The following is a 23,179-nucleotide window of genomic DNA, read 5'->3' as shown; positions in this document are numbered from 1 at the left end:
CCCGCACCGGAGCGCCGCTCAGCGGCACTTCAGCTCGGCCTTCTTCGCGGCCACCTGCTCCGCGATGCCGTCACCCGGCACGGCGTAGTCCTCCACCGCCGCCAGGTCCGAACAGCTGCCCGCGTTGTTCAACGTGTTCTGCGCCTGCGTGGAGCAGAAGGCCACCACGCGGTTCAGGTCCGTGTTGCCCTTGTAGAACTCGAAGCCCAGCTTCCAGATGCGGCAGCCCCGGCGGCGGTCCTCGCGGTCCGCGAAGTGCTTGCCGCGCTGGTAGGCCGCGGCCGCCAGGTCCTGGAACATGTTCTTCCGGTAGAAGGACAGGTGCGACTCCGCCAGCTCCGCCATGATGCGCTTGTCCGTCGCCAGCGCGTCCGTGAACGGCGTGACGGCGCGCTCGGGGTCGTCGTTGGTGATGGCGCTCTCGCCCGTCTTGAAGAGCTGATCCACGTTGGACACGTCGCGGATGAGATCGTCCGCGAGCTGGTGGTACTGCGCCTGGTCTTCCTTCGCGCGCAGCTTCTGCAGCGTCGCCATGGCCTCGCTGCCACGGCCGGCCCAGTAGTCCATCATCGCCGCCTGGATGAGCTTCGGGGCGTAGCGCTTGGCGAACATGGCGCGCACCTCGCTGGCCTGATCCACGCCCAGCCCGTCCTCCTGCAGGATGGCGGACACCGGGCAGGTCCACGGCGGGGCGTTGCGGTCCACCCGCGTGCGGGCCACCAGGAACTTCACGAACATGGCGTCCTTGGGGCGCCAGTCGTTCTTGCGCAGGAAGCCCTCCAGGCGGAGCGTCTGGCCAATGGGGGGCTCCAGGTCCTCCTTGCTCTGCTTCTGGCACCACACTTCCATGTACTGCTGGCAGCGCTGCACCGCGGGGCCCCACTGCGAGTTGTTCAGGTAGCGCTTGCAGTCGTCCTTCGCGCGCTCCACGAACCGCTCGGCCGTCTCCTTCGCCTTGGAGCGGGCGCGGCGGAAGTACTCGCTCTCCTTCGGAATCTTGCGCAGCAGCTCCAGGGCCTGCTGCTCGCGGTTGAGCTCGATGGCCTTCTTCGCGGCCTCGAAGTTGTCGAAGGCCTCCTTCTCCAGCTTGATGCGCCGCACGAGGGTGTTCGCCTCGGCGTTGATGGGGTCCATGTCCAGCGCCTGGTCGCACGCCTTCTCCGCGCGGGCCCAGTCGGGGGCGCCCATCTCGTTGGAGGAGTAGGAGCGGCACTCGCTGAGCAGGTCCTGCACCTGCTGCGCGGGATCCAGCGGCGCGGCCGGGCCCGCCTTGGGGGCCTTCTGCGCCGGCCCCATGGACGACTTCACCACCGCCGCCACCGCCAGCAGCGCGATGACGCCGCCCGCGACCACCATCAGCTTGCGCTTGTTGTCCGCCGCCGGCGCCGCCCCGCGGGCCCCCCGGCGAGGCGGAGGCGCGCCCGCCGCCCCGGGACGGCGCGAGGGCGTGTCCGAGGCCTCGAAGGTCATCTCCACCACGCCGAACTGGAGGACGTCCCCTGCCTGCAGGTCGACGAACTCCTCGCCCAGCAGCTCCCCGTTGAGCAGGGTGCCGTTGGCGCTGCCCAGGTCGCGCGCGAGCACGGCGCTGCCCTCGCGCTTCACCTCGGCGTGCCTCCGGCTCACGGAGTCGTCATCCAGGATGACCGCCGCCGGCGGCGCCCGGCCCACCAGCAGCGTGCCCTGGATGGGATAGGACTTGCCGGCCCACGGCCCCGTCATGCCCTTGAGCACCGGCCCCGAGCTCGCGCCCGCCTCCGCGCCGCCCAGCGCCCGCTGGGGCCGCGAGGGACGCTTCGCCAGCGCGCCCTCGGGCTTCGCCGCGCCCTTCTGCGTGGCCTTGGCGCGAATGCTGGGCATGGCGCGCGTGCCCTTCACGGGCGCGTCCGCGAGCGTCGAGGGGTCCTGGGGCGCGGGCGTCGCCGCGCGGCGACCGCCGGTGCCCCGGCCGCCGCCCTTGAGCTTCAGCTCGTAGTCGCCCAGCAGCACCTGCGAGGCCGGCGTCAGCGCCGTGGGCCCCGCGATGCGCTCGCCGTCCACGAAGGTGCCGTTCTGGCTGCCCCCGTCCTCCACGTAGACGGTGCCACCCTCCACGTAGACGCGCGCGTGCTGCCGCGACACGCCGCCCTCCGTGAGGACGAGGTCATTGCCCTGCTGGCGGCCGATCTTCAGCTCGCCCGCGATTTCGTGCTCGTGCTCAGTGCCGTCAGGGTGACGGACGACCAGGGTTGGCATGGGCGCGTCAGTCCTCGCGGAAGATGCTCATGTTCACGGGGATGCCCTTGCGCTGGAGCTCGTCGTAGAACTTCGGCACGAAGCCCGAAGCCACGAAGCGCCCGCGCACCTTGTGGTCCTCCGTGAAGCCGTCCTGCTTGTAATAGAAGATGTCCTGGAGGGTCACGATGTCGACCTCCATGCCGGACACCTCCGTGATGAAGCAGATCTTGCGCGTCCCGTCGGAGAAGCGCGTCTGCTGCACGATGAGGTGCACCGCGCTGGAGATCTGCTCGCGGATGGCCTTCACCGGCAGCTCCATGCCGGACATGAGCACCATCGTCTCCAGCCGGGCGATGGCGTCGCGCGGCGTGTTCGCGTGCAGCGTGGTGAGCGAACCGTCGTGGCCGGTGTTCATGGCCTGGAGCATGTCCAGCGTCTCGCCGGAGCGGCACTCGCCCACCACGATGCGGTCCGGCCGCATGCGCAGGCAGTTCTTCACCAGGTCGCGGATGGTGATGGCGCCCTTGCCTTCCAGGTTGGGCGGGCGGCTCTCCAGTTGGACCCAGTGCTCCTGCGGCAGCTGCAGCTCCGCGGCGTCCTCCACCGTGACGATGCGCTCACCCTCCGGGATGAAGGAGCTGATGATGTTCAGCGTCGTCGTCTTCCCGGAGCCCGTGCCGCCGGAGATGACGATGTTGCGCCGGGCCGTCACGCACATCTCCAGGAACTCGGCCATCTGCGCGGTGATGGTCTTGTACTTGATGAGATCCTGGATCTTCAGCGCGTCCTTCTTGAACTTGCGGATGGTGATGCAGGGGCCCTTGAGCGCCAGCGGCGGGATGATGGCGTTCACGCGGCTGCCGTCCTTCAAGCGCGCGTCCACCAGCGGGCTGGACTCGTCGATGCGGCGGCCGATGGGCGCCACGATGCGCTCGATGACGCCGAGCACCGCCTGGTTGGAGGAGAACGTCTTCTCCGACAGGGTCAGCTTGCCCTTGCGCTCGATGTAGATCTGGTTGGCGTGGTTCACCATGATCTCGCTGATCTCCTCCGACGCGAGGAACGCCTCCAGGGGCCCCAGGCCCAGCGCCTCGTTGATGACGTCGGTGAGCAGCTCCTCCCGGTCCACGTCCCCGGGGAGCTCCTGGTCCGCCTCCATCTGGTCGATGATGTCCCGGATGGCCTTCTCGGTGCGGCGCCAGAGCTCCTCGTCCCCGAGCCGGTCCATGTCCATGCGGCGCAGGTCCAGGTACTCGATGAGCCGGTCGTGGATCTCCTTCTGGAGCCGCGAGTAGCGCTCCAGCCGGGGGTCCACCTTGCGCTTGTTCTTCGCCATGGCCGCGGCCATGGACGCGGGCATGCGGCTGGGAGCCGCGGGGGCGGGCGCGGGCTCCTCCTCGTAGGGCTCCTCCTCCTCGTAGGCCTCTTCCTCCTCGTAGGCCTCCTCGCCCTGCTCCTCGTCGTAGCCCTCGTCGACGGGCTCGTCCTGCGCGGCGTCGTCCAGCGGCTCCACGTTGAGGATGTAGTCGCCGATGGAGACCTGGTCGCTGGGCTTGAGCACCATGGGCCCGGCGATCTTCTTGCCGTTCACGAAGGTGCCGTTCGTGGACTTCATGTCCACGATGATGAGGCGACCGTCCTTCTCGACGATGCGGGAGTGGGTCTTGGAGACGTTGCCCTTGGCGAGCACGATGTCATTGCCGGCAAGCCGGCCGATCGTGATCTCGTTCTTGGGAAACTCCCGCTGCTCCGAGCCGCCGCCCTTCTCCGTCAACGTGATGAGAAACATGGGGCGGGATGCTACCAAGCCCTCCTACGACCTCAAAGACTCCTGCGACGCTCGCCCGCCTGCTGCCCGGAAACGAACGGGCCGGCACCCTCCCCCGCTGAAGCAGGGACGGGGCCGGCCCGGACCGGATCCGACGTGATGGCGCGGGGGCCTCAGTCGAAGATGTTGAAGTTCACCTCGGAGCGGGCCTGCTTGTAGCGGGTCTTCACGTCCTCGATGATGCTGCGGACCTTGTCCGAGTCCGGGTTCACGATGCGCGGGGTGACGAAGATCACCAGCTCGCGCTTGGTGGAGTCGAACGCGCGGTTCTTGAACAGCTCGCCCACGATGGGGATGTGCCCCAGGCCCGGCAGCTTCGCGACGGCCTTCTGCTCGTCGTGGCTGAACACGCCCGACAGCACGATGGTCTCACCGTGACGCACGGTGACGTTCGTCTTGACCTTGCGGGTGCGGAAGCCGGGGATGGCGGACGAACCGCCGAAGGACACGGACACGGAGGTGTCGATTTCAGAGGCCTCCGCCTCCACCTCGGTCTGGATGTTGCCGTTGCGGTCCGCGGTGGGGCGGATGTTCAGGATGACGCCGTAGGGCTTGTACTCCACCGTGAACTGCGTGTTGGTGATGAGGGGGATGGGCACCTCGCCGCCGGCGAGGAACTCCGCCTTCTCACCGCTGGCGCACACCAGCTTGGGCTGCGCCAGCAGGCGGCCGTAGCCGTCGTTGGCCTGGAACCCGATGCTCAGGTCCGAGCCGCCCGTCGCGCCCATGATGAGGTTGGACACCGCGTCACCGGACGGCATGAGCGCCTTGTTCAGGTTCACGGTGGCCGTCAGCGAGCCGGTGATGTCCGTGGGGTACTTGATGCCGTAGCGGTCGCGGCTGTTGCGGCGGATTTCGACGAACTGGACCTCGGAGAGGATCATCCGCTTGATGCCGACGACGAGCAGGTTCTCCACCTTCTCACCGATGGCCTTGGTGATGAGCTCCGCCTTCTGGAGGTCCTGCTGGCTCTCCACGGAGCCCTCCAGGAAGATGGTCGCGCCCACCACGTTGGCCTGCACGTTCTTCAAGCCCGCCTTCTGGAAGGCCGCGTTCAGGTTCTGCGCCACCAGCTTCTTGGCGTTGGGGGCGATCTTCACGAACGACTTCACGTTCGGGTACAGGCTCACCACCTGCTCGATGCGGTCCGCGTCCTGCGTGGTGTAGGCCTGACCGTCCAGGTAGATGCGGTCGCCCACCATCCGCACGGACACGCCTTCGATTTCCCCCAGGAGGCGCTTGATCTCGGAGATGACCTCGTTCGGGTCCTGCTTGCGGACCGTCACCAGGTAGCTGATGCGCTGACCCGAGGACTTCCAGACGAGCAGCGTCGTCTTGCCCTCCTGGTTACCGGTGACGAGCAGCTGGCCGGTGCCGAGCGTCTTCACCTCGGCGATGGACGGATCGCCCAGCGCGACGCGGCTGAGGCCGGGAATGGTGAGCACCTTCTGGGTACCCACCCCCAGGCTGACGGAGCTGCCCTCCTGGGCCAGGGCGGGGGCACTGGCCACCAGGGTGACGACGGCGCCGAGCGCCAGGGCTTGCGTGAAGCGAGTGGACATCGTGTGAATCCCCTTCTTGCGTGCGCGCGCCCGGACGCCGACGCGCTATCCCAGATGTTGTTGCTGCCACCACATGGCCCAGAAAGTCCCGAGCGCGATGGAGACGCCGTAGGGGATGTGTCGCGCGGGAGCACTCGAGGTTTCCTCCCGCATCCATTTCATCCGCACCGCCCAGCGACGGGCCACCGCCGCCAGCGTGTCCCAGACGGCCCCCTGCCACAGCAGCGTGACGATGGCCTGCAACGCGCCCGTGAGCGAGATGAAGGCCGCCGCCGCGAGCACCGTGGGAAAGCCCAACGCGCAGCCCACGCCCGCCATCAGCTTGACGTCACCCCACCCCATGCGCCCGCGCAGCGCACCCGGCACCAGCAGCAGCGCGAGTCCCGCGCCCGCCAGGAGCCCGCTCACCACCCCCGACTCCAACCCGCCCACCCCTTCGGACACCCCGCGCACCCCGAGCCCCAGCACGATGAGCGGATAGGTCACGGTGTTCGGGATGAGCCGGCGCAGCACGTCGGTCACCACCGAGATCACCAGGGCCACTCCCAGAATCGTCCACAGCGCGAGCTGAACAGGTGTCATTCGGCACCTGCTCCCATGGGGAGCAGGCGACCCCCATCAAACAATGGAGGCCCCGAGCCCGTCAATTCCTGAACAAGACCATCGCACCGTGGGACCCTGCGTCATCCCGCGGTCAGTGGATGACGAGGCGGATCTTCTCGCTGCAGATGAAGTACTCGTCCCCGTCCTCGACCTTGCGGCGCTTGATGCGCTGCTTGTTGAACCAGGTCCCGTTCGAGGAGCCGAGGTCCTCGATGTAGAAGTCGCTGCCGTCGCGGGCGATGACGGCGTGCTCGCGCGACACCTTGCCGGAGTTGATGACGAAGTCGCAGTGCTTGCCGCGGCCGATGACGTAGCGGTCCTTGACGATCTTCTCCTGCTCGCCGGACTCGGTGACGAGGTAGAGCGAGGCGCCCTCGTCCTCGTCCGCCTCCTCCATGGGCTCCTCCTCTTCGGCCTCCTCGGGAGCCTCGTCCTGCATGTCGTCGAGCGGCGGCTCCTCCTGCTCCGGCAGGGGCTCCTCCTCCTCGTCCTCGATCATGTCGTCCGCGGAGGGCGGAGGCGGCTCGTTCTTGCCCTTGATGAGCCGCTCCAGCTCGGCGGCCGTCTCCAGGACGCGCTCGGCGACCTCGCGGCGCACCGGATCATTGTCCAGCCCGTTGGAGGACGGACGCTCCTCCACGTTGCGCGCGGCGGAGCGCGCGGGCGCCGGCGCGGGGTTCAGCACTGGCGGAGCGCCCTTGGCGGGTGGCGGCGCGGCGGCAGGACGCACGGCCGGGGCGGGCGTGGGGGACGGCACCGCCGCCACGACGGGCTCACCCTTGGTCCTGACGTCGATGAAGCCGTTGAGGCGCGCGAACATGAACAGCGCCTGGTTGATGAGCGCGTCGCGATCCGACCCCATCTGCTGGGCCATCTCTTCGTACGTCTCCCACAGGTGTTCGGCGATGCCGACCTTGCGTGCGGGACGGGAGTTCTGATCGATCATCGGTCTTGGCTCGGGAAATGCTGGACGTGAGGGACGATAGCAGAGCCGGCTGGGCGCGCCCAGTTACTGGAACGCCCGGAGATACGTGAGGTTGTCCACGTTATCGCTGATCGACTCCAGCGCCACCTGGAGGATGCCGTCCGCCGAGGGGTAGGCGATGAAGGCCAGGCTGGCGCCGTCCACGGCCGTGGCCACCACGGAAGAAGGCAGGGTGTAGACCGCCAGGTTGCTCGTCGAGCTGGTGTCCACCCCGAAGACGAACCGGCGGAAGCGCGGCTGCAGCGTCACCACGAAGCGGTCCCCCGGCACCAGCCGGCACGGCGTGGTGGGGGCGCAGACGGTCGGCGTGAGGGTGAGCGTCAGCGGCGCGGGGACGTACCGGGTGGGGGGCGTCTTGGGCGGCTCCAGGCCCAGGTCGAAGTCGTCCGGGTGGTAGTAGTAGTCCAGGAAGCTGGAGACCGTGTACGCCTCGTTCACGTCCAGCCGCTTCACGTACGTGTCGCTGGTCTCCAGGCCCGAGTAGAGCACGAAGGGCTTCGCGTTCGGGCCCGCGCGCACGTCGAACGCCGGATATGACGAGCACGGCGCCACGGCGTCCGCGACGGCCGGGTCGGACAGGTCCGGGTAGAGGCGCGTCAGGCCGTTGCCCTGGTCCTCCAGGCGGAGGATGGGGATGCTCGCCGCGCAGGGGCCCGCGTTGTTGGCCAGCACGATGGAGTCCCCCGGCATCACCCCGCGCGCCGTCGCCAGCGACGTTTCGATGAGGAGCGGCGGGTCCTCCTCGCGCACATCGCGCGTGAGGCCGACGAGCCCGGGCAGCAGCCCCTGGTAGACCAGACGGTACGTCCCGCTGGGCACCGTCCCGTTGCAGAGGAACGCGGTGGCGTTGGTCGCGTCGGTCGCCTGGGGACAGCCCGGTTCGTTCACCAGGACGCCCTGGGACTGCTCCGTGTACGAGACCTCGTTGCCGTCGCGCAGGTCCGAGGTCACCGACGCGTTCAGCGGTCCATCGGTCGGATGCCGGTCCAGGTTGAACGCGCGGCGCTCGTCGGCGCGGAACAGGGTGATCTCCCCGCTGGACGACGGCATGATGCCCAGGAGCGGGATGGCGCTGCGGTAGGCCACGCTGTCCGACAGCAGCTCGCGGACCTCCTGGCCCGGCACCAGCGTGAGGCCCGTGGGCAGGCCCGCGGTCGGCCGCAGCGTCAGCATGGGCGCGCCGGTGATGTCGCGGGCGAGCACCGGCGCCGCGGACGGCGCATTCACCGGATCCGGCCCGTTGTCGAGCGCGATGACGCCCTCGCAGTCCGACGAGTTGCAGGTCAGCTCATCCAGCACCGCGTACACGAAGCGGCCCGCGGGCCAGGTCTCGATGCAGATCGTCGTCGGAGGGTCGTTCTCATCAATGGCCCTCGTCGTGGTGCCCTCCGGGCATGCATCATTCACCTTGGCCCGCTGCACCTCGTAGCTGGGGTGCGTGGCCACGAGCCGCGCCGGGATGTCCACCAGGTCCGTGTACGTGGGCACCGTGAACGGCGCCGGACGCGGCCGCTTGTAGGGGATCTCCACGTTGGTCCCGTCCGCCACCACGCGCACCAGCCGGCTGGTGCCGGACACGTTGCGGATGGCGACCACCAGCGAGTCCGGCTTGTCGGCCTGGGGGGGCAGCGAGAGCAGGGACATCACCGTGTCCGCCGGCTTGAGGCAGAAGACCGGCAGCGCGGGCGGCAGCGCGGCCGCGTCGAAGCCGTCCGGTCCGGGCAGGTCCTGGCGCATCACCACCCCGCCGCCGAAGGGGCCGCACAGCTGCTCGGCGGCCTGCGGGCGCGTCTGGAGCGCGTAGTACAGGACACTGGGCGCGCCGGCCGCCACGGGGGCGTGCGCGGCGAAGGCGGTGATGAGCTCGCCGGTCGCCAGGCGCGTCACCTCGTTGAGGCGCTCGCGGTCCGCGGCCACCACGGAGATGCCGCGGCCGCCGGAGCTGCGCGCGTAGACGTACGGGCCCGACGCCTCCTTGTTCACTTCGCTGTAGCTCACGTCGCGGGTGAGCGAATCCGGCCGCGCGATGACGGGGATGGCCAGGGGCTCCAGCGGGTTGGGCGCGGGGATGAAGTCACGCGGCGACCGCCCCAGGTCCAGCACGCGCAGCTCATCCCGGTCCTGCGAGGTGACGAAGACGAGATCGTTGGAGAGCACCACGTCGTACGTGCCGGACAGACCGGCGATACCCGCGGTGGAGGTGGTGTCGGAGCAGGCGAGCGCGAGGCCCGCGCCGCTCAGCAACAGGGCAGCAAGAAAGCCGCGCTTCAAGGTCAGTTCTCCTGGCACACGCTGGTGCCCTGGTTCGGATCGCGCTGCTGCTGGATGCCCAGCTTCGCCACCAGCCGCGCGTCCTGGGGACGCGCCAGGTCGGGGATGTCCACGATGGATACCTGGCTGTCACCGAAGTTGGTCACGAACAGCCGCGCCGCGTTCGTCCCGGCGGGGTTGTCCACCGTCAGCCCGAAGGCCTGCGACGGGTTGCTGCCCTGGTTCAGGTCGTTGACGAGCGGCACCTGCGCCACGACCTGCCCGAGCGCCTCGTCGTAGAAGGACACCGCGCTGTCGCCCGTGCTCGTCACCGCGATGATGTTGGTGTCCGCGTTGGACGTGCCCGGCGTGCGAGAGATGAGCTGCATGTCGCTCACGCCGTCGGGCATGGGCACCGCGGAGACCACCCGGAAGTAGGGCTGGCTGGCGGCGCCGCCCGGCACCGCGTCGTACTCGAAGTCGATGGTGAGCAGCGTGTCCGGGCCGCGCGCCAGCAGGTAGAGCCGCTCGCGCACGAAGTTCGGATCCGCCGCCAGCTCCGCCGCCGTCACCGGCCGGGGCACCACGCGCACCGCGCGCGCCTCGCGGATGCGGTACACCGACTGCAACGAGGGCTCCAGGAGCGTGCCGGGCTGGTTCTTGTCCACCAGCCGCAGCACGAAGTTGGCGGCCACCGTGCCGCTGACGCCGGCCACGAAGTTGCGGCCCGTCACGTAGAGGTAGCCCGCGCCCACCGTCACCGAGTCCGAGCCGCCGTAGGCGTAGCCCTCGGGCGACAGCGGGATGAAGCCCAGCGTGTCCCGCGTGGGGTTGTCCAGCTTCACCGTGGCCAGGTAGTTCTCGAAGTTGGTGCTGGACTTCGCGGGCGAGTCCGCCGCCTCCGAGTGCGTCACGTACAGGGTGCCGCTCGCGTCATCCACCGTCACGCCAATGGGCGACGGCGCGCGCGGCAGGCCCGAGCGGCCCTCCTCGCTGAGGGATGACGGGATGTCGTCCGTGAGCGACAGCGCGCCGTTGCGGCAGTCCACGCCGCCCTGCACGCAGGTGAGCGTCGGCGCGCCGCTGGCCGTCAGGCCCACGTCCACGGCGTGCAGGTTGTTGCCCTCCGCGCGCGAGGGCACGAACAGGCGCGGCAGCCCGGTGGCCGGGTTCACCCACAGGCCCAGCTCGCCCGCGAAGCTGCGGATCTGCACGAGCGCTTCGTCCGAGGACGCCAGGTCCTCGAAGGCGAGCGAGGACTCCGGGAGCGCGCCGCCCAGGTGGGGCAAGGCGACGGCCTGCCCGTCCTGCTGCGTGCTCAGCGTGTCCAGGTTCAGCGCCACCACTGAACCGGAGTCGTAGCAGTTGTCGAAGTTGGCGTTCGCGACGAAGAGGTAGCCGTTGCTCGCCGAGGGGCCTCCCGCCGACGGAGGGCGCCAGAACGCCACCCCGCTGGGGTACACGAAGCGGGTGGACGGAGGCGGGTTCGGTTCGGACTCGATCGAACACGCCCCGAGGAGCAGCAGCGCGGGGGTCAGGAAGTGGAGGCGCATCAGAGGGGGGCGGAGTGTAGGAACGCGGCCCTGCCCCGGGCAACTGAATAGGGCTGCCGCTATTCCCGGACGCCCGCCCGCGGACATCCGCCCCCGCCCGGAAGGCGTGCGCCGCTCCCTTGGTGGGGAAACGGGCACGCTCCGGCGGTGAAGCGGCGGTGGGGCCTCAGGGCGTGAGAAAAAATGAGCCTTCCGGCTCGCCGAGCCACCCTTGCGCGATGGCGAGCAGAAGGTTGTGGGCGACGAGTGCGAGCAGCCATGCAGCTTCGGCTCGCTTGCGACCTCGTACGTGAAGCCTGCGCAGGCCTTGGCGCTCCTTGACCTGCGCATTGAGCAGTTCCGCCGTCGGTGCGCGCTGGGCGTATGTGCGCTTGCCTGCGAGTGTCTGCATCCGCGCACGCCACGCCTCGATGGGTTCGCCTCGTCGGCGCCTGCGCTGCTCCCCCGGTGGAAGCAGGTTCTTGCGCGCCGGTAGAGGAGAGAAGACACGAATGCCCTGCGATTCGAGCGCGGAGAAGGCCTTGAGATTCCGATAGGCCCCGTCTACCAACCAAGCTTCGGGCTTGAGTCCCAGGACGTGGGCCACACAGTGCACCATCGGTAGCAACTGGGCCGTGTCCGCCCCCTCATTGGTGACACGACCGGCCAATGCGAGCCGGCTCTCCACGTCCGAGACGGCCTGCGCGTTGTAGGCGGGGCGGTAGCCGCCGTCTGGCATGCGCATCACGTGTGCCTGTGGGTCGGTGAGAGAGGCTCGGGGTTCGCCACGAGCGCCCCCCTTCGCACGTTTCTTACGCCGTGCCGCTGCCGGCAAAGCAGCAAGCGCGAGTGCCGCCCGAGCCTGTAAATCGGCCCGAGCGCGTTTGCGCGCCGCACGTGCCTGGGGGCTGGCGCCCCGCCGGCACTGGCCGGCGGCAGCAGCCTCAGTGGCCCGTTTCTGCAGGGTGGCCTTGCGGTGAAAAGAGGCGGCCCCTGCGGAGGCCCGCACACGCGTGCCGTCCTGTGCAAGTCGCCGTGGCCGGCGTACGGCACCGCGGCTGCACAGGTCATCCAGCAGCTTGCCCAGCAACGCCCGGAAGGCAGGGCCTGAGCGCGTCATGAAGGAGGACAGCGTATGTGCCGACACTCCGACGCCGCCGCACAACCACCAATACGCAACGTCCGTGCGCAGCCTGGCAGCAATGGCATGAGCGCTGGAGAGCCCCTCCATCTGCCCATACACCCACAGCGCCAGCAACAGCTTCGGGTCCACCGCCGAACGGCCCGCGTGATGGGGACGAGCGCGGATGGCGCGCTCGAAGTCCGACATGTCTAGCGCTTCGACAGCCGCCCATACGGCTCGGACCGGATGACCTCGGTCAACCAACTGCTCATAGGTCCGAGCCGTCAGCACCTGAGCCCGTCTCGGCCGCAGCACACGCACTCGCGGCCGTCTGCTTCCCGCCATGGCGAGTCATGCTCGCACAGAGATGCTTATGCGTCCTGCGGACGCATCAGTATCGTTAATTTTTTCTCACGCCCTCAGGCCTCGGCCTGGATCTTGGAAAAGTCCGCCACCTGGTTGAACAGGGCGCCAATCTCCGTGAGGAACCGGATGCGGTTCTCCCGCAGGTCCTTGTCCTCGGCCATCACCATCACCTTGTCGAAGAAGGTGTCCACGGCGGGCTTTAGGCCGGTGATCTCCTTGAGCGCGCTGGCGAAGTCGTCCGCGCGCACGTGCTCGCCCACCCTGGCGCGCGCCTGGGTGAAGGCGGTGTGGAGGTGCTTCTCCGGCTCGTCCGTGAAGCGCTGCGGGTTGGTCTGCCCGCCGGCCACGTCCTTGCCCTGCTTCTCCACGATGTTGACCACGCGCTTGAACGCCGCCGCCAGCGGCTGGAAGTCCGCGTGGCCCACGAGCACGCTCAGGGCCTCCAGGCGCTTCTTCGCCGCGACCAGGTCGTCGAAGCCCACGGCCAGCACCGCCTCCACGACGTCGGTGCGGTGCTGCTCGCCCCACAGCGCCTTGAGGCGGCCGCGGAAGAACTCCAGCACCTGCTCGCGCGGGGCCGCTTCCCCCGGCTTGCGCTTCACGTTGGCCAGCCGGGGGGCCAGCAGGCGCAGCGCCTCGTCCACCGCGGCGGACAGGCTGAAGCGGTAGCCGCGCCCCAGCACGATGCGGATGATGGACAGACACGCGCGGCGCAGCGCGAACGGATCCGCCGCGCCCGACGGCGCCTTGCCGATGGCGAAGATGCCGCACAGCGAGTCCAGCCGGTCCGCCAGGCCGATGAGCGCGCCCGCGTCCTGCGACGGCAGCGCGTCCTCGGCCCCGCGGGGCAGGTAGTGCTCGAAGATGGCCAGCGCCACCGCCTCGGGCTCACCGCCCGCGCGCGCGTACTCGCGGCCCATCACGCCCTGGAGCTCCGGGAACTCGCCCACCATGCCGGTGACGAGGTCCGCCTTGGACAGCGTGGCGGCGCGCTCCACCGTGGCGGACTCCCCTGCCATGCCCGTGGCCTGGGCCAGCCAGAGCGCCAGCGAGCGGAAGCGCTCCACCTTCTCCAGGTACGTGCCCAGCTGCCCCTGCCACACCACGCGGCCCAGCTTCTCCACGCGGTCGGCCAGCGGGGTGCGGCGGTCCTCGTCGAAGAAGAAGCGCCCGTCCGCGAGCCGCGCCGCCAGCACGCGCTGGTAGCCGCGCAGGGACAGCTGCTCGTCGCGCACCGGCGTGTTGGACACGGCGATGAAGCGCGGCAGCAGCTTCCCCTTCGCGTCCGTCAGCGAGAAGTAGCGCTGGTGGCTCTTCATCTCCTGCACCAGCACCTCGGGCGGCAGGTCCAGGTGGCGCTCCTCGAAGCGGCCCACCACGGGGCTCGGCAGCTCCACCAGGTTCGTCACCTGGTCCACCAGCCCCTCGTCCTCCAGCAGCTGCGCGCCCTCCGCCTTCGCCGCGGCGGTCACCTTGCGCACCAGCTCCGCGCGGCGCTTCGCGATGTCCGCCACCACGTGCGCCTTCTCCAGCGCGGCCTCGTAGTCCGCGGGCGCCTTCAGCACGATGGGGCCCGGCGCGAGGAAGCGGTGGCCGTAGGTCGTCCGGCCCGCCTTCACGTCGCCCAGCACCACCGGCAGCTCCGTGTCGCCCAGGAGCGCCACCATCCACTGCACCGGGCGGGCGAACGCCGTGTCCACGTCACCCCAGCGCATGGACTTCTTGAAGTTGATGCCGTGCACCGCCGCGTGCGCCGCGTCCTGGAGGATGGCCTCCGCCGGACGGCCCTTCTCCTCCACGCGCGCGGAGACGTACTCGCCCTTGGCCGTGGTGGTGCGCCCGAGCGCGTCCACGGACAGCTTGAGCCCCTCGGCGAACTTCTCCGCCGCCTTGGTGGGCTTGCCCTGCGCGTCGAAGGCGGCCTTGGCGCTGGGGCCCAGCACCTCCTTCGTGATGTCCTCGCCCGAGTCCGCCACGTCGCGGACCCAGACGGCCAGCCGGCGCGGCGTGCCGAACGTGCGCACCTCGCCGTGCTTCAGGCGGGCGTCGGCCATGCGCTCGGTGAGCACGCGCTGGAGGTCCTCCAGCGCGGGGATGATGAACGACGCCGGGATCTCCTCGGCGCCGACCTCCAGCAGCAGATCACGCGCCACGGGACACCTCCGCCTTCTCCTTCTTCTCCACCGGCTTGTTCAGCTGCACCGTCTTCCAGTAGTCGCTGGCGGGCCTGCCCTCCAGCACCGGCGGCTGCTCGCCCACCGTCCACGGCGTCTTCGTCAGCGGGAAGCCCAGCCGCTCGCGCATCTGGAGGTAGCCCTCCGCGCACAGGCGCGCGTTGTCACGCACGCGCTTGATGAAGTTGGCGCGCTCGGTGACGGAGATGGCGCCGCGCGCGTCCAGCAGGTTGAACGTGTGCGAGCACTTCAGCGCGTAGTCGTACGCGGGCAGCGGCAGGTGGCGCTCGATGAGCCGCTTGCACTCCTTCTCGTACGCGTCGAACATCGCGAAGAGCATCTGCGGGTCGGACTCGTGGAGGGCGTACCTGCTCATCTCCACTTCGTTCGCGTGGAACACCTCGCGGTACTTCACGCCCTTGACCCACTCGATGTCGAAGACGTTCTCCACGTTCTGCAGGTACATGGCCAGGCGCTCGAGCCCGTACGTCAGCTCCGCGGCCACGGGGCGGCAGTCGAAGCCGCCGCACTGCTGGAAGTAGGTGAACTGCGTCACCTCCATCCCGTCACACCACACCTCCCAGCCCAGGCCCCAGGCGCCCAGCGTGGGGGACTCCCAGTCGTCCTCGACGAAGCGGATGTCGTGCTCCAGCGGATCCATCCCGATCTTCCGCAGCGACTCCAGGTAGAGCTCCTGGACGTTCTTGGGCGCGGGCTTGAGGATGACCTGGAACTGGTGGTGCTGGAACAGGCGGTTCGGGTTCTCACCGAAGCGGCCGTCCGCGGGGCGCCGCGAGGGCTGCACGTAGGCGACGTTCCACGGCTCGGGACCGAGCGCGCGCAGGAACGTGTACGGGGCCATCGTGCCCGCGCCGACTTCCGTGTCGTACGACTGGGTGACGATGCATCCCTGGTCGGCCCAGTGCTTCTGGAGCGTGAGGATGAGGTCCTGGAAATACATGTTGGCGAGTCCTTCTCGCAGTGCGTCGAAGGCGAAGGCGGAACGCGGCGGACCCTAGTGAGGGGGTCCTGGAGCGTCAAGGACGGCGGTCAGTCCGCGTAGGCCGGGAGGTCGGCCAGTCGAATCTGCAGCTTCGTCACCTCGCCGGGACGGACGGGAGCGGACAACAGCTTGCTCGTTCCGCCGGGGTCCTGCGGGTCCACCACGCGCAGGCGGTAGGTGCCCACGGGGAGCGGGAACTTGATCAGGGGGGACGTGCCCAGCTGCGTGGCGCCGTCGAACACGGCCGCGTTCTTCGGCACCGTGTAGAGCGTGAGCCAGCCCAGGCCCGCCTTCGCGGCGCCCTTCGAGGTGGTCGTGTCGAGCACCTCCGGGTTCTCCTCCTGCGTGACGGTGGTGACCGGCTCAGGGGCCGCGGGCTTCGCGGGGCGCGGGTCCGCCTTCGCCACCACCGGGCTGTCCACTGCGGGCTTGTCCACCGAGGCGGGCTGAACGCTGGGAGCGGCCGGCTTCGCCTTGCGCGCCCCCTTGCCCGCGGGCGTCTTCTTCGCGTCGGCGACGACCGGCTCCACCTCGGGTTCGGGCGGAGGCGACGGCTCCACCTCCGGCGCCTTCTCGGGCTCGGGGGCGGGCTTCTGGGCGAAGCCCGGAGGCGGACCAGAGGGCTTGGGCGGCCACTGCCCGTTCGCGGCGGGGTCCACGGGCGGAGGTGGATCCAGCTCCGCCTGCACCCACTGCTTCGCGGACTCGTACGCCGGCATGAACACGCGGCGCACGGGCTCCAGCGTCGCCAGGTAGGCCACGCCGCCCAGGAGGAGGAGCAGGAACAGCCGCATGCCCCAGCCGGAGCCTTCACGGGCGGGCGGGGCCGGAGCCGCTGATTCGGCGACCTCCGCCTCCTCCGCGTGACGCGGGGTCCGGGTGGAGCTCCGCGCGGGGCGGGTCTTGAAGCGCTGGGTCTGGAGCTCGCTGGGCGGATCCATCAGCCCTTCGGACTGGGACGCACCACGCGCTTCGGAGGGTTCGGGCCGCGCACTGGGGCGAGCCCGAGAGGGCCGCACGGCGTCAGCGGGAGGGCGGACCACCCGCGGAACCGATGCCGAATCAGCGCCCGAGGGACGCTGCGATCGCGGCGCCACGGTGGGCGTATTGACGCGCGAGGCGCGGGCCTCGGCGGCCTCCATGGCGGGGCGCGGAGTGGCGCGCGGGGCGGGCGTCGTGGACTCGGTCGCAGTGCGGCGGACGGGGGTCGGCTTGAAGGACGGCGCGACGTCCGCGGGCGGCGACTTCACCTGCGCGGTGGGCTCTGCGGAAGCCTGCTCACCGCCCTCCTCCACGTGGAGCGCGCCAGCGGCCTCGCTGACGCGGGCGTCCTCCGCGCGGCTGGCCAGCTCCAGGAGCGTGCGTGTCTTCTGGCGCTTCTCCTCGAAGAGCTCGCCCATGATGGCGGCCATCTGATCTTCGTCGAACAGCTCGGCGCCCAGCGAGGCCTCGATGGCGCGCGCCATCTCCCGGCACGTGCCGAAGCGCTGGGCCGAGTCGCGCGACAGCGACTTGAGCACCACCGCGTCCAGGGCCTCCGACACGGCCGGGTTGAGCGAGCGCGGCGCGGGGATCTCCCCGTCCACGATCTGCATCATCACGGCGGCCTCGCCCGGAGCGTTGAACAGGCGCTGGCCGGCCAGCAGCTCGTGGAACATCACGCCCGTGGAGAACTGGTCGCTGCGGCCATCCAGGTCCTTGTTGCGCACCTGCTCCGGGGACATGTACCCGCTGGTCCCCTTCACGGTGCCCACCTGCGTGCGCCCCAGCTTGCCGCGCGCCTTGGCAATGCCGAAGTCGATCACCTTCACGACGCCGTCGTAGGTGATCATCACGTTCTTCGGGGACACGTCGCGGTGCACCACCGCCACGGGGCGGCCCGACGGATCCATGAAGTGGTGGGCGTAGTGCAGGCCCAGGCACGTGTCGCGCATCACGCGCGCGCTGAAGCCCAGCGGCAGCGTGTAGTTGCGCCGCGCCGCCATCTTCACCACCTGCTCCAGGTTCTGGCCGGGCAGGAACTCCATGGCGAGGTACAGCTCGCCGTCCTCCTCGCCCAGGTCGAACACCTGCCCGATGTTCGCGTGCGAGAAGGCCGCGGTGATGCGCGCCTCGTCGAGGAACATCTTGACGAACTGGTCGTCCTTCTTGATGTCGGGGAGGATCTGCTTCACCGCCACGAACTTGCGGAAGCCACCGGGGCCGGAGGTGTACGCGAGGAACAGCTCCGCCATCCCTCCCATGGAGAGTCGGGTGAGGATCTCGTACTTTCCGATGCGCCGCCCCCGGTCGGGATCTTCTCCGGCGCCTCCCTGCGTGCTCATGGCGGGGCGGATGTTACCCGCCATGCCCTCCCAGGTCGATGTTCGTCTTTCCCCTCGGCCGGCCGCCCGGAGCCAGGAGCCCCGGGAAAGCGGTTTAGGCGCCGAACCGCTGGCGCCGCACGTCGAGCATCCAGCCCTCGAGCGCGGCCACGGCCGACGGTTGTGGCTCCAGGGGCAACACGGAGGCCGCGTCCGCCGCATCGAGCACCGCGAACGCGCGCGTCACCTCGCCCTGCCACTGCTCGCTAAGCGCGTCGTCCAGCTCGATGCGCTCGCCACACTGCTTGCGCTCCACCAGCGCGTGGGCCCCGCCAAAGCCATACGGCTCCAGCAGGACGGTGACATCCGTCTCCACTTCGCCCGTGCGCAGCGCATGCGCCCCGGTGAGCGTGGTGCGCAGCACGTACAGCAGCTTCTTCACGGAGCGGAAGCCACCCTTCTCCCATTCACGCAGCTGTCCCTGCGCGAAGCCGCGGTAGTGCCGGTGGATGCGCCGCGACAGCACGGCCCGCACCCGGGGCCGCAGCGTCTCCAGCTCCGGCAGGGCCCGCACGGTGATGGCCCCCAGCACCCGCTCGATGTAGTTGCCGTTGCCCTGGAGGATGCCCAGCAGTACGGGCTGCAACTCGTTGGACGAGTAGTCCACCTCCACGCCCTCCAGCACCTCCATCCGCTCCGCCGGCACGTGCCGCGGCTGGAGGCCGAGGAGCGCGGCGGTGGGCGCCATGTGGATGGCCTTGAGGTCCAGGTCGCTGTCGTGCGACGGGAACCCGTACGCATGCGCGCCGGACAGCGAGATGACCAGGTGTTCGCGCGCGAGGGACTCGGCGTCCAGCACGCGGTCCGCCATCCGCTCCTGATGTTCCGTCAGCCTGCCCTTCATTCCATCCCTCCTTCCAGCGCCGGAGCCTCCGGCGCGTCACGGCCCAGCGGTCCGGGCGTCTGCAAGACCCAGCGCCGCGCCACCTCCCCTCCCACGCGTCGCAGCAGCCGATCCGCGCGGGCATGGTCCGGATGTTCCGGCAGCCGGCTCTCCCGGTGCGCGGCCTCCAGCGCTGGCGCCATCGCCTCGGCGTCGCGCAGCACGTCCTTCAGTGGCACCTGTCCACGCTTGATGTCGAGCAGCCGGGCCTTCAGCGCCCCCGTCGCCTCGAAGGTGGGCACGCCGTCGCGCAGCCAGCCCGTCGCCAGCGCCACCAGCCGCAGCAGGTTGTAGGCGTTCTTCGGTCGCAGCTCCCGCGCGGACGGGGGACGCTGGCCCCCGCCGCGCGCGTATGCCGTGAGCGCGGCGAGGTCATTCGACGCGAGCAGTCCCTGGTCCCAGAGCGAGCGGTAGAGTTGCTTGACGTACGTCTTCGCCGCGAGCACCGCGTCCTCGGGCGTGGGCGCGGCGCGGGGCGACACGGCGGCCAGGCGCCGGGCCACCTCGTCCAGGTCCGGCGTGGGCTCCTCGCACAGCCACGCGAGCAGCAGGTCGCGGTGCTCGGCCAGCCGCTGGCTGCGGGTGAGCTTGTCGAGCTGGCTCATGGCATAGCGTCCGAAGCTGCCGAAGATGGCCTTGGAGACGAACGCCTCGCGCACCTCCAGCACCCACGCGCCCAGCTCGTCCAGCGGCTTCACGCCGGGGACGAAGAGGGTCTCCAGCGTGTTCGGATCCGCGCGCAGCGCCTGCTCCACCGCCTTGCGGACCTCCCAGTACGTGGTGCTGCCATCCGCGCTCACCAGGTCCTGCGGGGGCTGCCCCAGGCCCAGCGTCCACGGCAGCGGCAGCGCGAACACGCCGCGCACGTCCACATCGGAGCGCTCGTCCGCGAGCCCCCAGGCGTGACTGCCCACGCGCGTCTCCAGCACCACGCACGGCCGCAGCGCGCTCCAGGCCGCCTCGCGCCGCTGGGCGAACTGCACCTGCCCCATCCGCCGGGGCACGAGCTCGTCGCGCGCGAACCACACCTCGCCCACCCCGACGATCTGGACGTCGAAGCCGCCATCATGCGCGCGCACCACGCGGCCCACCACGCCCTGGGGAATGCGGCGGCCGGACGCCACGCGCTCCACGCGCGTCGTGACCTCGGTACCATGCGGCAGCGGCACGGACAGCCGGTCGATCTGCTCCAGCCCACGGACCCGCGCCGGGGTGGAAGAAGCGCTCTCACGCGTGTCGCTCATCGGTCCCTCCTGGATGGGATGGCGGGCCACGCAGGACGCGGCGAAGCATGCGAGCCTGACCCTGGCCGGTGCTCCCCGTCAGCGCGCGATGCGACGCGCGGCGGGTCCTTCGGGCAACAGCCCCTCCACTTCGGACGCCAGCGGGAGCGCCGCCACCGCGCCCAGCTTCGTCACCACCCGGGCCCCCACCCCCGCGGCGAAGGTCATCAGCGCGACCAGGTCCTCGCGCGTCGCGCCCTCCAGTGCACGCGCGCCGCCATGGCCGCGCACCAGCCCGCTCAACATCGCGGACACGAAGCCGTCACCGGCGCCCGTCGTGTCCACCACCGTCACCTGGGGCGCGGGAACGGAGAGGACCTCGCCCCGCCAGAGGAACACCGCCCCGCGCGGCCCCAGCGTCACCACGGGCAGCCGCACGCCCTGGGCGGCCAGGACCTGCAGGGCCGCTTCCGGCGAGTGCTCGCCGGTCGCGAAGTGGATCTCCTCCTCGGACAGCTTCACCACCGTGCACAGCGGGAGCATGCGGCCCAGGAGGGCTTGAAGCTCCTCGGGCCGCGTCCACATATGCAGCCGCAGGTTCGGATCACAGCTCACCAGCATCCCGGCCTCGCGTGCCAGGGTGAGCAGGCGCACCATGGCCTCGCGCGCCTCTGGCAGGAGCAGGGAGTTGGAGCCGCAGTGCAGCACCTTCGCACGCCGCACGAAGTCGCCATCCACGTCGGAGTCGTCCAGCAGGAACTCCGCCGAGCGCGTCCGGAAGTACGTGAAGCTGCGCTCACCGTGCGCATCCAGCGAGACGAACAGCAGGCCGGTGCGCGCGTGGTCCACCTGACGCAAGCGGCTCACGTCCACGCCCTCCGCCGCCAGCCGGTCGCGCAGGAAGTGGCCGAACTCGTCGGAGCCCACCACGCCCACCATCGCCGAGCGCAGCCCCAGCCGCGCGAGCCCCACGGAGACATTGGCCGGAGAGCCCCCCGGAGACGGCTTCCACGCCTCCACGTCCCGAACGCGCGTGGCGCCGCCAGCCACGGGGAGGAAGTCCACCAGCGTCTCGCCGACACACACCACGTCCAGCGGCCCGGCTTCGTGCATGACCCTTCCCCCTGGGGACCGCGCTGCCCGTCAGTCCAGGCCCACCTGCGCCATGAAGTCCACGCTCTTGAGCTTGCGGCCCACGTGGTGCGCGATGAAGACGTTGAGCAGCCCCCGCGCCCGCGCGCGGAGGTCCGCGGGCAGCGGCGTGCGCTGACCCTCCTGGAGCGAACGCAGCCCCGCCAGCAGCGCCACCGGCACGGGCACCGAGTCGCGCGCGCGTCCACCGCACGGCTCACACACCGCGCCGCCGTGGCCCTGGTCGAACCGGGGCCGCTCGCCGGGCAGACCGCCGCACAGCGAGCAGGAGTCGAAGCGCGGCATCAACCCCGCCTGCGCCAGCGCCGCCAGCTCGAACGCCAGCAGCGACGTGGGCCCGGCCTCCTTCGCGTCCAGCCGGTGAAGGTAGCCCTCCACCAGCTCGAACAGCTCCGGGTGCGGCTCATGGTCGCGCGTGAGCTCGCGGCACAGCTCCACGGAGTACAGCGCCCGGGCGATGAGCGACAGGTCCTCGCGCGCGGCATAGAAGCCCGCGACGATGTCCGCGGAGTCCAGCCGCACCGTGCTGCCGCGCGTCTCCACGAGCTGCACGCGCAGCCGCATGAACGGCTCCAGCGCCCCCGCGAAACGGCGCTTGCTCTTGCGCGCGCCCGCGGCGAACGCGGTCTGCTTGCCGTGCTCACGCGTGAGCAGCGTCACCAGCCGGTCGGACTCACCATAGTCCACCGTGGACAGCACGAACGCGTCGTCGGCGTACCGCTCCATGATCCCTCTTCAACGCGCGGCCGGGGGCGGGAGCTTCCCGGACAGCACCAGGAACAGGCCCGCGCCCAGGAGCACGACCGCCAGGAGGATGGCCAGGATGAGGTACGCCCGCTTGCGCCGCGCCTGCTCCAGCTGCGCCGGCGAAGGCGCGGGCACCGCCCGGTCCACCTCTTCGTAGCGCAGCGCCGCCTCCTCTGGCGACAGGCCGATGACCTGCGCGTACGCGCGGATGTAGTTGAGCACGAACACGCGCTCGGGCAGCCGCTCCACCTGCCCCGCCTCCAGCGCGGCGACGAGGCTGGGGGGAATCTTCGTCTCCCGGGAGACGTCCTCGCGCGACAGGCCGCGAAGCTCGCGCTGCTGGCTGAGGTATTTGCCGAAGTCGACGTGGTCCACGGTCTTTCGGGGTCCCGCGGCTAGAGGTGGTCCAGCAGTGAGCGGCAGTGGTCCTTGAGCTCGGACTCGTTCGCCTGGGCCTTGGACTCGCAGCTCGCGAACGCCTTCTTCGCCTCCTCCACCCGCCCGAGCTTCGCCTGGCACACGCCTTCGCGCTGGTAGGCCTCCGCCACGTCCGGGCACTTCTCACGGTAGTGGGCGAACTGCCGGCACGCCTCCTCCGTCTTGCCCGTCTCGTCGTAGATGATGCCCAGGTTCTTGTAGCCCAGGCAGAACTCCGGGTTGGTGGTGACGGCGGCCTTGATGTTCTGCACCGCGTTCGCCGTGTCGCCCTTCTTGTAGAGCGCCCAGCCCAGGTTCCCCTGCGCGGAGAAGCCGTAGCGGTACTGCATGTCGTTGAGCGACTCCTCGTACAGCTTGATGGCGTCGTCGTAGCGCCCCTGGTCCAGGCGCAGGTTGCCCAGGTTGGTGCGCGCTTCGGAGAAGGTCGGCCGCAGCTCCAGCGCCTTGTCGTAGTGGGACGCCGCCTCGTCGAGCCGGCGGAAGGACAGGTGCAGCAGCAGGCCCACCGCGTTGTGGGCCTCCGCGTTGCCCGGGTTCTGCTCCAGCGCTTTCTGGTACTCCGCGAGCGCGTCCTGCACCGCGCCGTGCTGCTGGGCCTGCACGCCCAGGTCGTAGTGGATCTCCGAGCTCCGGCGCTCCTTCTCCGTGGGGACGTGCGCGCAGCCCGCCGATGCGAGCGCGAACGCGAGGAAGCAGGAGGAAGTGATGCGGGACATGGGTGCCAATCCAG

17 protein-coding genes are annotated in these 23,179 nt (G+C 70.1%); all 17 read right to left on the bottom strand.

Annotated features, from left to right (window positions below; all coding sequences use genetic code 11):
• Window positions 1-18 precede the first annotated feature (18 nt).
• The 17 genes from U8525_RS00165 to tgl all read right to left on the bottom strand — a co-directional run bounded on the left by U8525_RS00165 (window position 19) and on the right by tgl (window position 23,165).
• The gene (locus U8525_RS00165) at window positions 19-2,235 is read right to left on the bottom strand and encodes an FHA domain-containing protein (protein WP_374259498.1); all 2,217 of its coding nucleotides are present in this window, start codon (window positions 2,233-2,235) and stop codon (window positions 19-21) included.
• A 7-nt stretch (window positions 2,236-2,242) separates the two neighbouring features.
• Complete coding sequence (locus U8525_RS00160; protein ID WP_374259496.1) at window positions 2,243-4,006, bottom strand: ATPase, T2SS/T4P/T4SS family; 1,764 nt, start codon at window positions 4,004-4,006, stop codon at window positions 2,243-2,245.
• Between the two features lie 152 nt (window positions 4,007-4,158).
• The gene (locus U8525_RS00155; protein ID WP_374259493.1) at window positions 4,159-5,607 is read right to left on the bottom strand and encodes a type II and III secretion system protein family protein; all 1,449 of its coding nucleotides are present in this window, start codon (window positions 5,605-5,607) and stop codon (window positions 4,159-4,161) included.
• Between the two features lie 45 nt (window positions 5,608-5,652).
• On the bottom strand, window positions 5,653-6,189 hold the full coding sequence (locus U8525_RS00150; protein WP_374259491.1) for a prepilin peptidase: 537 nt from the start codon (window positions 6,187-6,189) through the stop codon (window positions 5,653-5,655).
• Window positions 6,190-6,301: 112 nt separating this feature from the next.
• Window positions 6,302-7,156 carry an FHA domain-containing protein gene (locus U8525_RS00145; protein ID WP_374259488.1) on the bottom strand — a complete coding sequence of 285 codons (855 nt, stop codon included), beginning with the start codon at window positions 7,154-7,156 and terminating at the stop codon, window positions 6,302-6,304.
• 63 nt (window positions 7,157-7,219) lie between these two features.
• Entirely contained in the window at window positions 7,220-9,466 is a 2,247-nt protein-coding gene (locus tag U8525_RS00140) for a hypothetical protein (protein WP_374259485.1), read from the bottom strand.
• 2 nt (window positions 9,467-9,468) lie between these two features.
• Window positions 9,469-10,998: a YncE family protein gene (locus U8525_RS00135; RefSeq protein ID WP_374259483.1), complete on the bottom strand. Its 1,530-nt coding sequence runs from the start codon at window positions 10,996-10,998 to the stop codon at window positions 9,469-9,471.
• Window positions 10,999-11,164: 166 nt separating this feature from the next.
• Complete coding sequence (locus U8525_RS00130) at window positions 11,165-12,445, bottom strand: transposase (RefSeq protein ID WP_374259480.1); 1,281 nt, start codon at window positions 12,443-12,445, stop codon at window positions 11,165-11,167.
• Between the two features lie 74 nt (window positions 12,446-12,519).
• Window positions 12,520-14,619, bottom strand: a complete 2,100-nt coding sequence (gene glyS, locus U8525_RS00125; protein WP_374259477.1) for a glycine--tRNA ligase subunit beta — start codon at window positions 14,617-14,619, stop codon at window positions 12,520-12,522.
• The gene (glyQ, locus tag U8525_RS00120; RefSeq protein ID WP_374259475.1) at window positions 14,609-15,601 is read right to left on the bottom strand and encodes a glycine--tRNA ligase subunit alpha; all 993 of its coding nucleotides are present in this window, start codon (window positions 15,599-15,601) and stop codon (window positions 14,609-14,611) included. Before glyQ ends, glyS begins: the two co-directional genes overlap by 11 nt.
• An 89-nt stretch (window positions 15,602-15,690) precedes the next feature.
• Window positions 15,691-17,991 carry a protein kinase gene (locus U8525_RS00115; protein WP_374259472.1) on the bottom strand — a complete coding sequence of 767 codons (2,301 nt, stop codon included), beginning with the start codon at window positions 17,989-17,991 and terminating at the stop codon, window positions 15,691-15,693.
• A gap of 70 nt (window positions 17,992-18,061) precedes the next feature.
• Window positions 18,062-18,850 (bottom strand): DNA polymerase beta superfamily protein, encoded by a 789-nt coding sequence (locus U8525_RS00110; protein WP_374259470.1) that lies wholly within the window; start codon window positions 18,848-18,850, stop codon window positions 18,062-18,064.
• Complete coding sequence (locus tag U8525_RS00105; protein ID WP_374259468.1) at window positions 18,847-20,133, bottom strand: DNA polymerase beta superfamily protein; 1,287 nt, start codon at window positions 20,131-20,133, stop codon at window positions 18,847-18,849. The genes U8525_RS00110 and U8525_RS00105 overlap by 4 nt, the downstream gene beginning before the upstream one ends.
• Before the next feature lie 78 nt (window positions 20,134-20,211).
• A complete protein-coding gene (locus U8525_RS00100; protein ID WP_374259467.1) occupies window positions 20,212-21,225 on the bottom strand; it encodes a carbohydrate kinase in 1,014 nt (337 codons plus the stop codon).
• A gap of 30 nt (window positions 21,226-21,255) precedes the next feature.
• Window positions 21,256-21,990 carry a DNA repair protein RecO gene (recO, locus tag U8525_RS00095; RefSeq protein ID WP_374259465.1) on the bottom strand — a complete coding sequence of 245 codons (735 nt, stop codon included), beginning with the start codon at window positions 21,988-21,990 and terminating at the stop codon, window positions 21,256-21,258.
• 9 nt (window positions 21,991-21,999) lie between these two features.
• Window positions 22,000-22,386, bottom strand: coding sequence for a helix-turn-helix domain-containing protein (locus U8525_RS00090; RefSeq protein WP_374259463.1), 387 nt, complete (start codon window positions 22,384-22,386; stop codon window positions 22,000-22,002).
• 20 nt (window positions 22,387-22,406) lie between these two features.
• Complete coding sequence (gene tgl, locus U8525_RS00085; RefSeq protein WP_374259460.1) at window positions 22,407-23,165, bottom strand: social motility TPR repeat lipoprotein Tgl; 759 nt, start codon at window positions 23,163-23,165, stop codon at window positions 22,407-22,409.
• Window positions 23,166-23,179 lie beyond the last annotated feature (14 nt).

Source organism: Corallococcus sp. RDP092CA, from assembly GCF_041903675.1.
Taxonomy (GTDB): Bacteria; Myxococcota; Myxococcia; order Myxococcales; family Myxococcaceae; genus Corallococcus.
Note: the sequence above shows the minus strand (reverse complement) of the source record. Positions and strands in the feature narration are given on the sequence as shown.

Coding starts and splice junctions, on each gene's coding strand:
- U8525_RS00105 (WP_374259468.1), bottom strand. CDS start 20,133: ATGAGCGACACGCGTGAGAGCGCTTCTTCCACCCCGGCGCGGGTCCGT.
- U8525_RS00115 (WP_374259472.1), bottom strand. CDS start 17,991: ATGGCGGGTAACATCCGCCCCGCCATGAGCACGCAGGGAGGCGCCGGA.
- U8525_RS00130 (WP_374259480.1), bottom strand. CDS start 12,445: ATGGCGGGAAGCAGACGGCCGCGAGTGCGTGTGCTGCGGCCGAGACGG.
- U8525_RS00100 (WP_374259467.1), bottom strand. CDS start 21,225: ATGCACGAAGCCGGGCCGCTGGACGTGGTGTGTGTCGGCGAGACGCTG.
- U8525_RS00110 (WP_374259470.1), bottom strand. CDS start 18,850: ATGAAGGGCAGGCTGACGGAACATCAGGAGCGGATGGCGGACCGCGTG.
- glyQ (WP_374259475.1), bottom strand. CDS start 15,601: ATGTATTTCCAGGACCTCATCCTCACGCTCCAGAAGCACTGGGCCGAC.
- U8525_RS00165 (WP_374259498.1), bottom strand. CDS start 2,235: ATGCCAACCCTGGTCGTCCGTCACCCTGACGGCACTGAGCACGAGCAC.
- U8525_RS00155 (WP_374259493.1), bottom strand. CDS start 5,607: ATGTCCACTCGCTTCACGCAAGCCCTGGCGCTCGGCGCCGTCGTCACC.
- U8525_RS00135 (WP_374259483.1), bottom strand. CDS start 10,998: ATGCGCCTCCACTTCCTGACCCCCGCGCTGCTGCTCCTCGGGGCGTGT.
- tgl (WP_374259460.1), bottom strand. CDS start 23,165: ATGTCCCGCATCACTTCCTCCTGCTTCCTCGCGTTCGCGCTCGCATCG.
- U8525_RS00150 (WP_374259491.1), bottom strand. CDS start 6,189: ATGACACCTGTTCAGCTCGCGCTGTGGACGATTCTGGGAGTGGCCCTG.
- recO (WP_374259465.1), bottom strand. CDS start 21,990: ATGGAGCGGTACGCCGACGACGCGTTCGTGCTGTCCACGGTGGACTAT.
- U8525_RS00160 (WP_374259496.1), bottom strand. CDS start 4,006: ATGTTTCTCATCACGTTGACGGAGAAGGGCGGCGGCTCGGAGCAGCGG.
- U8525_RS00145 (WP_374259488.1), bottom strand. CDS start 7,156: ATGATCGATCAGAACTCCCGTCCCGCACGCAAGGTCGGCATCGCCGAA.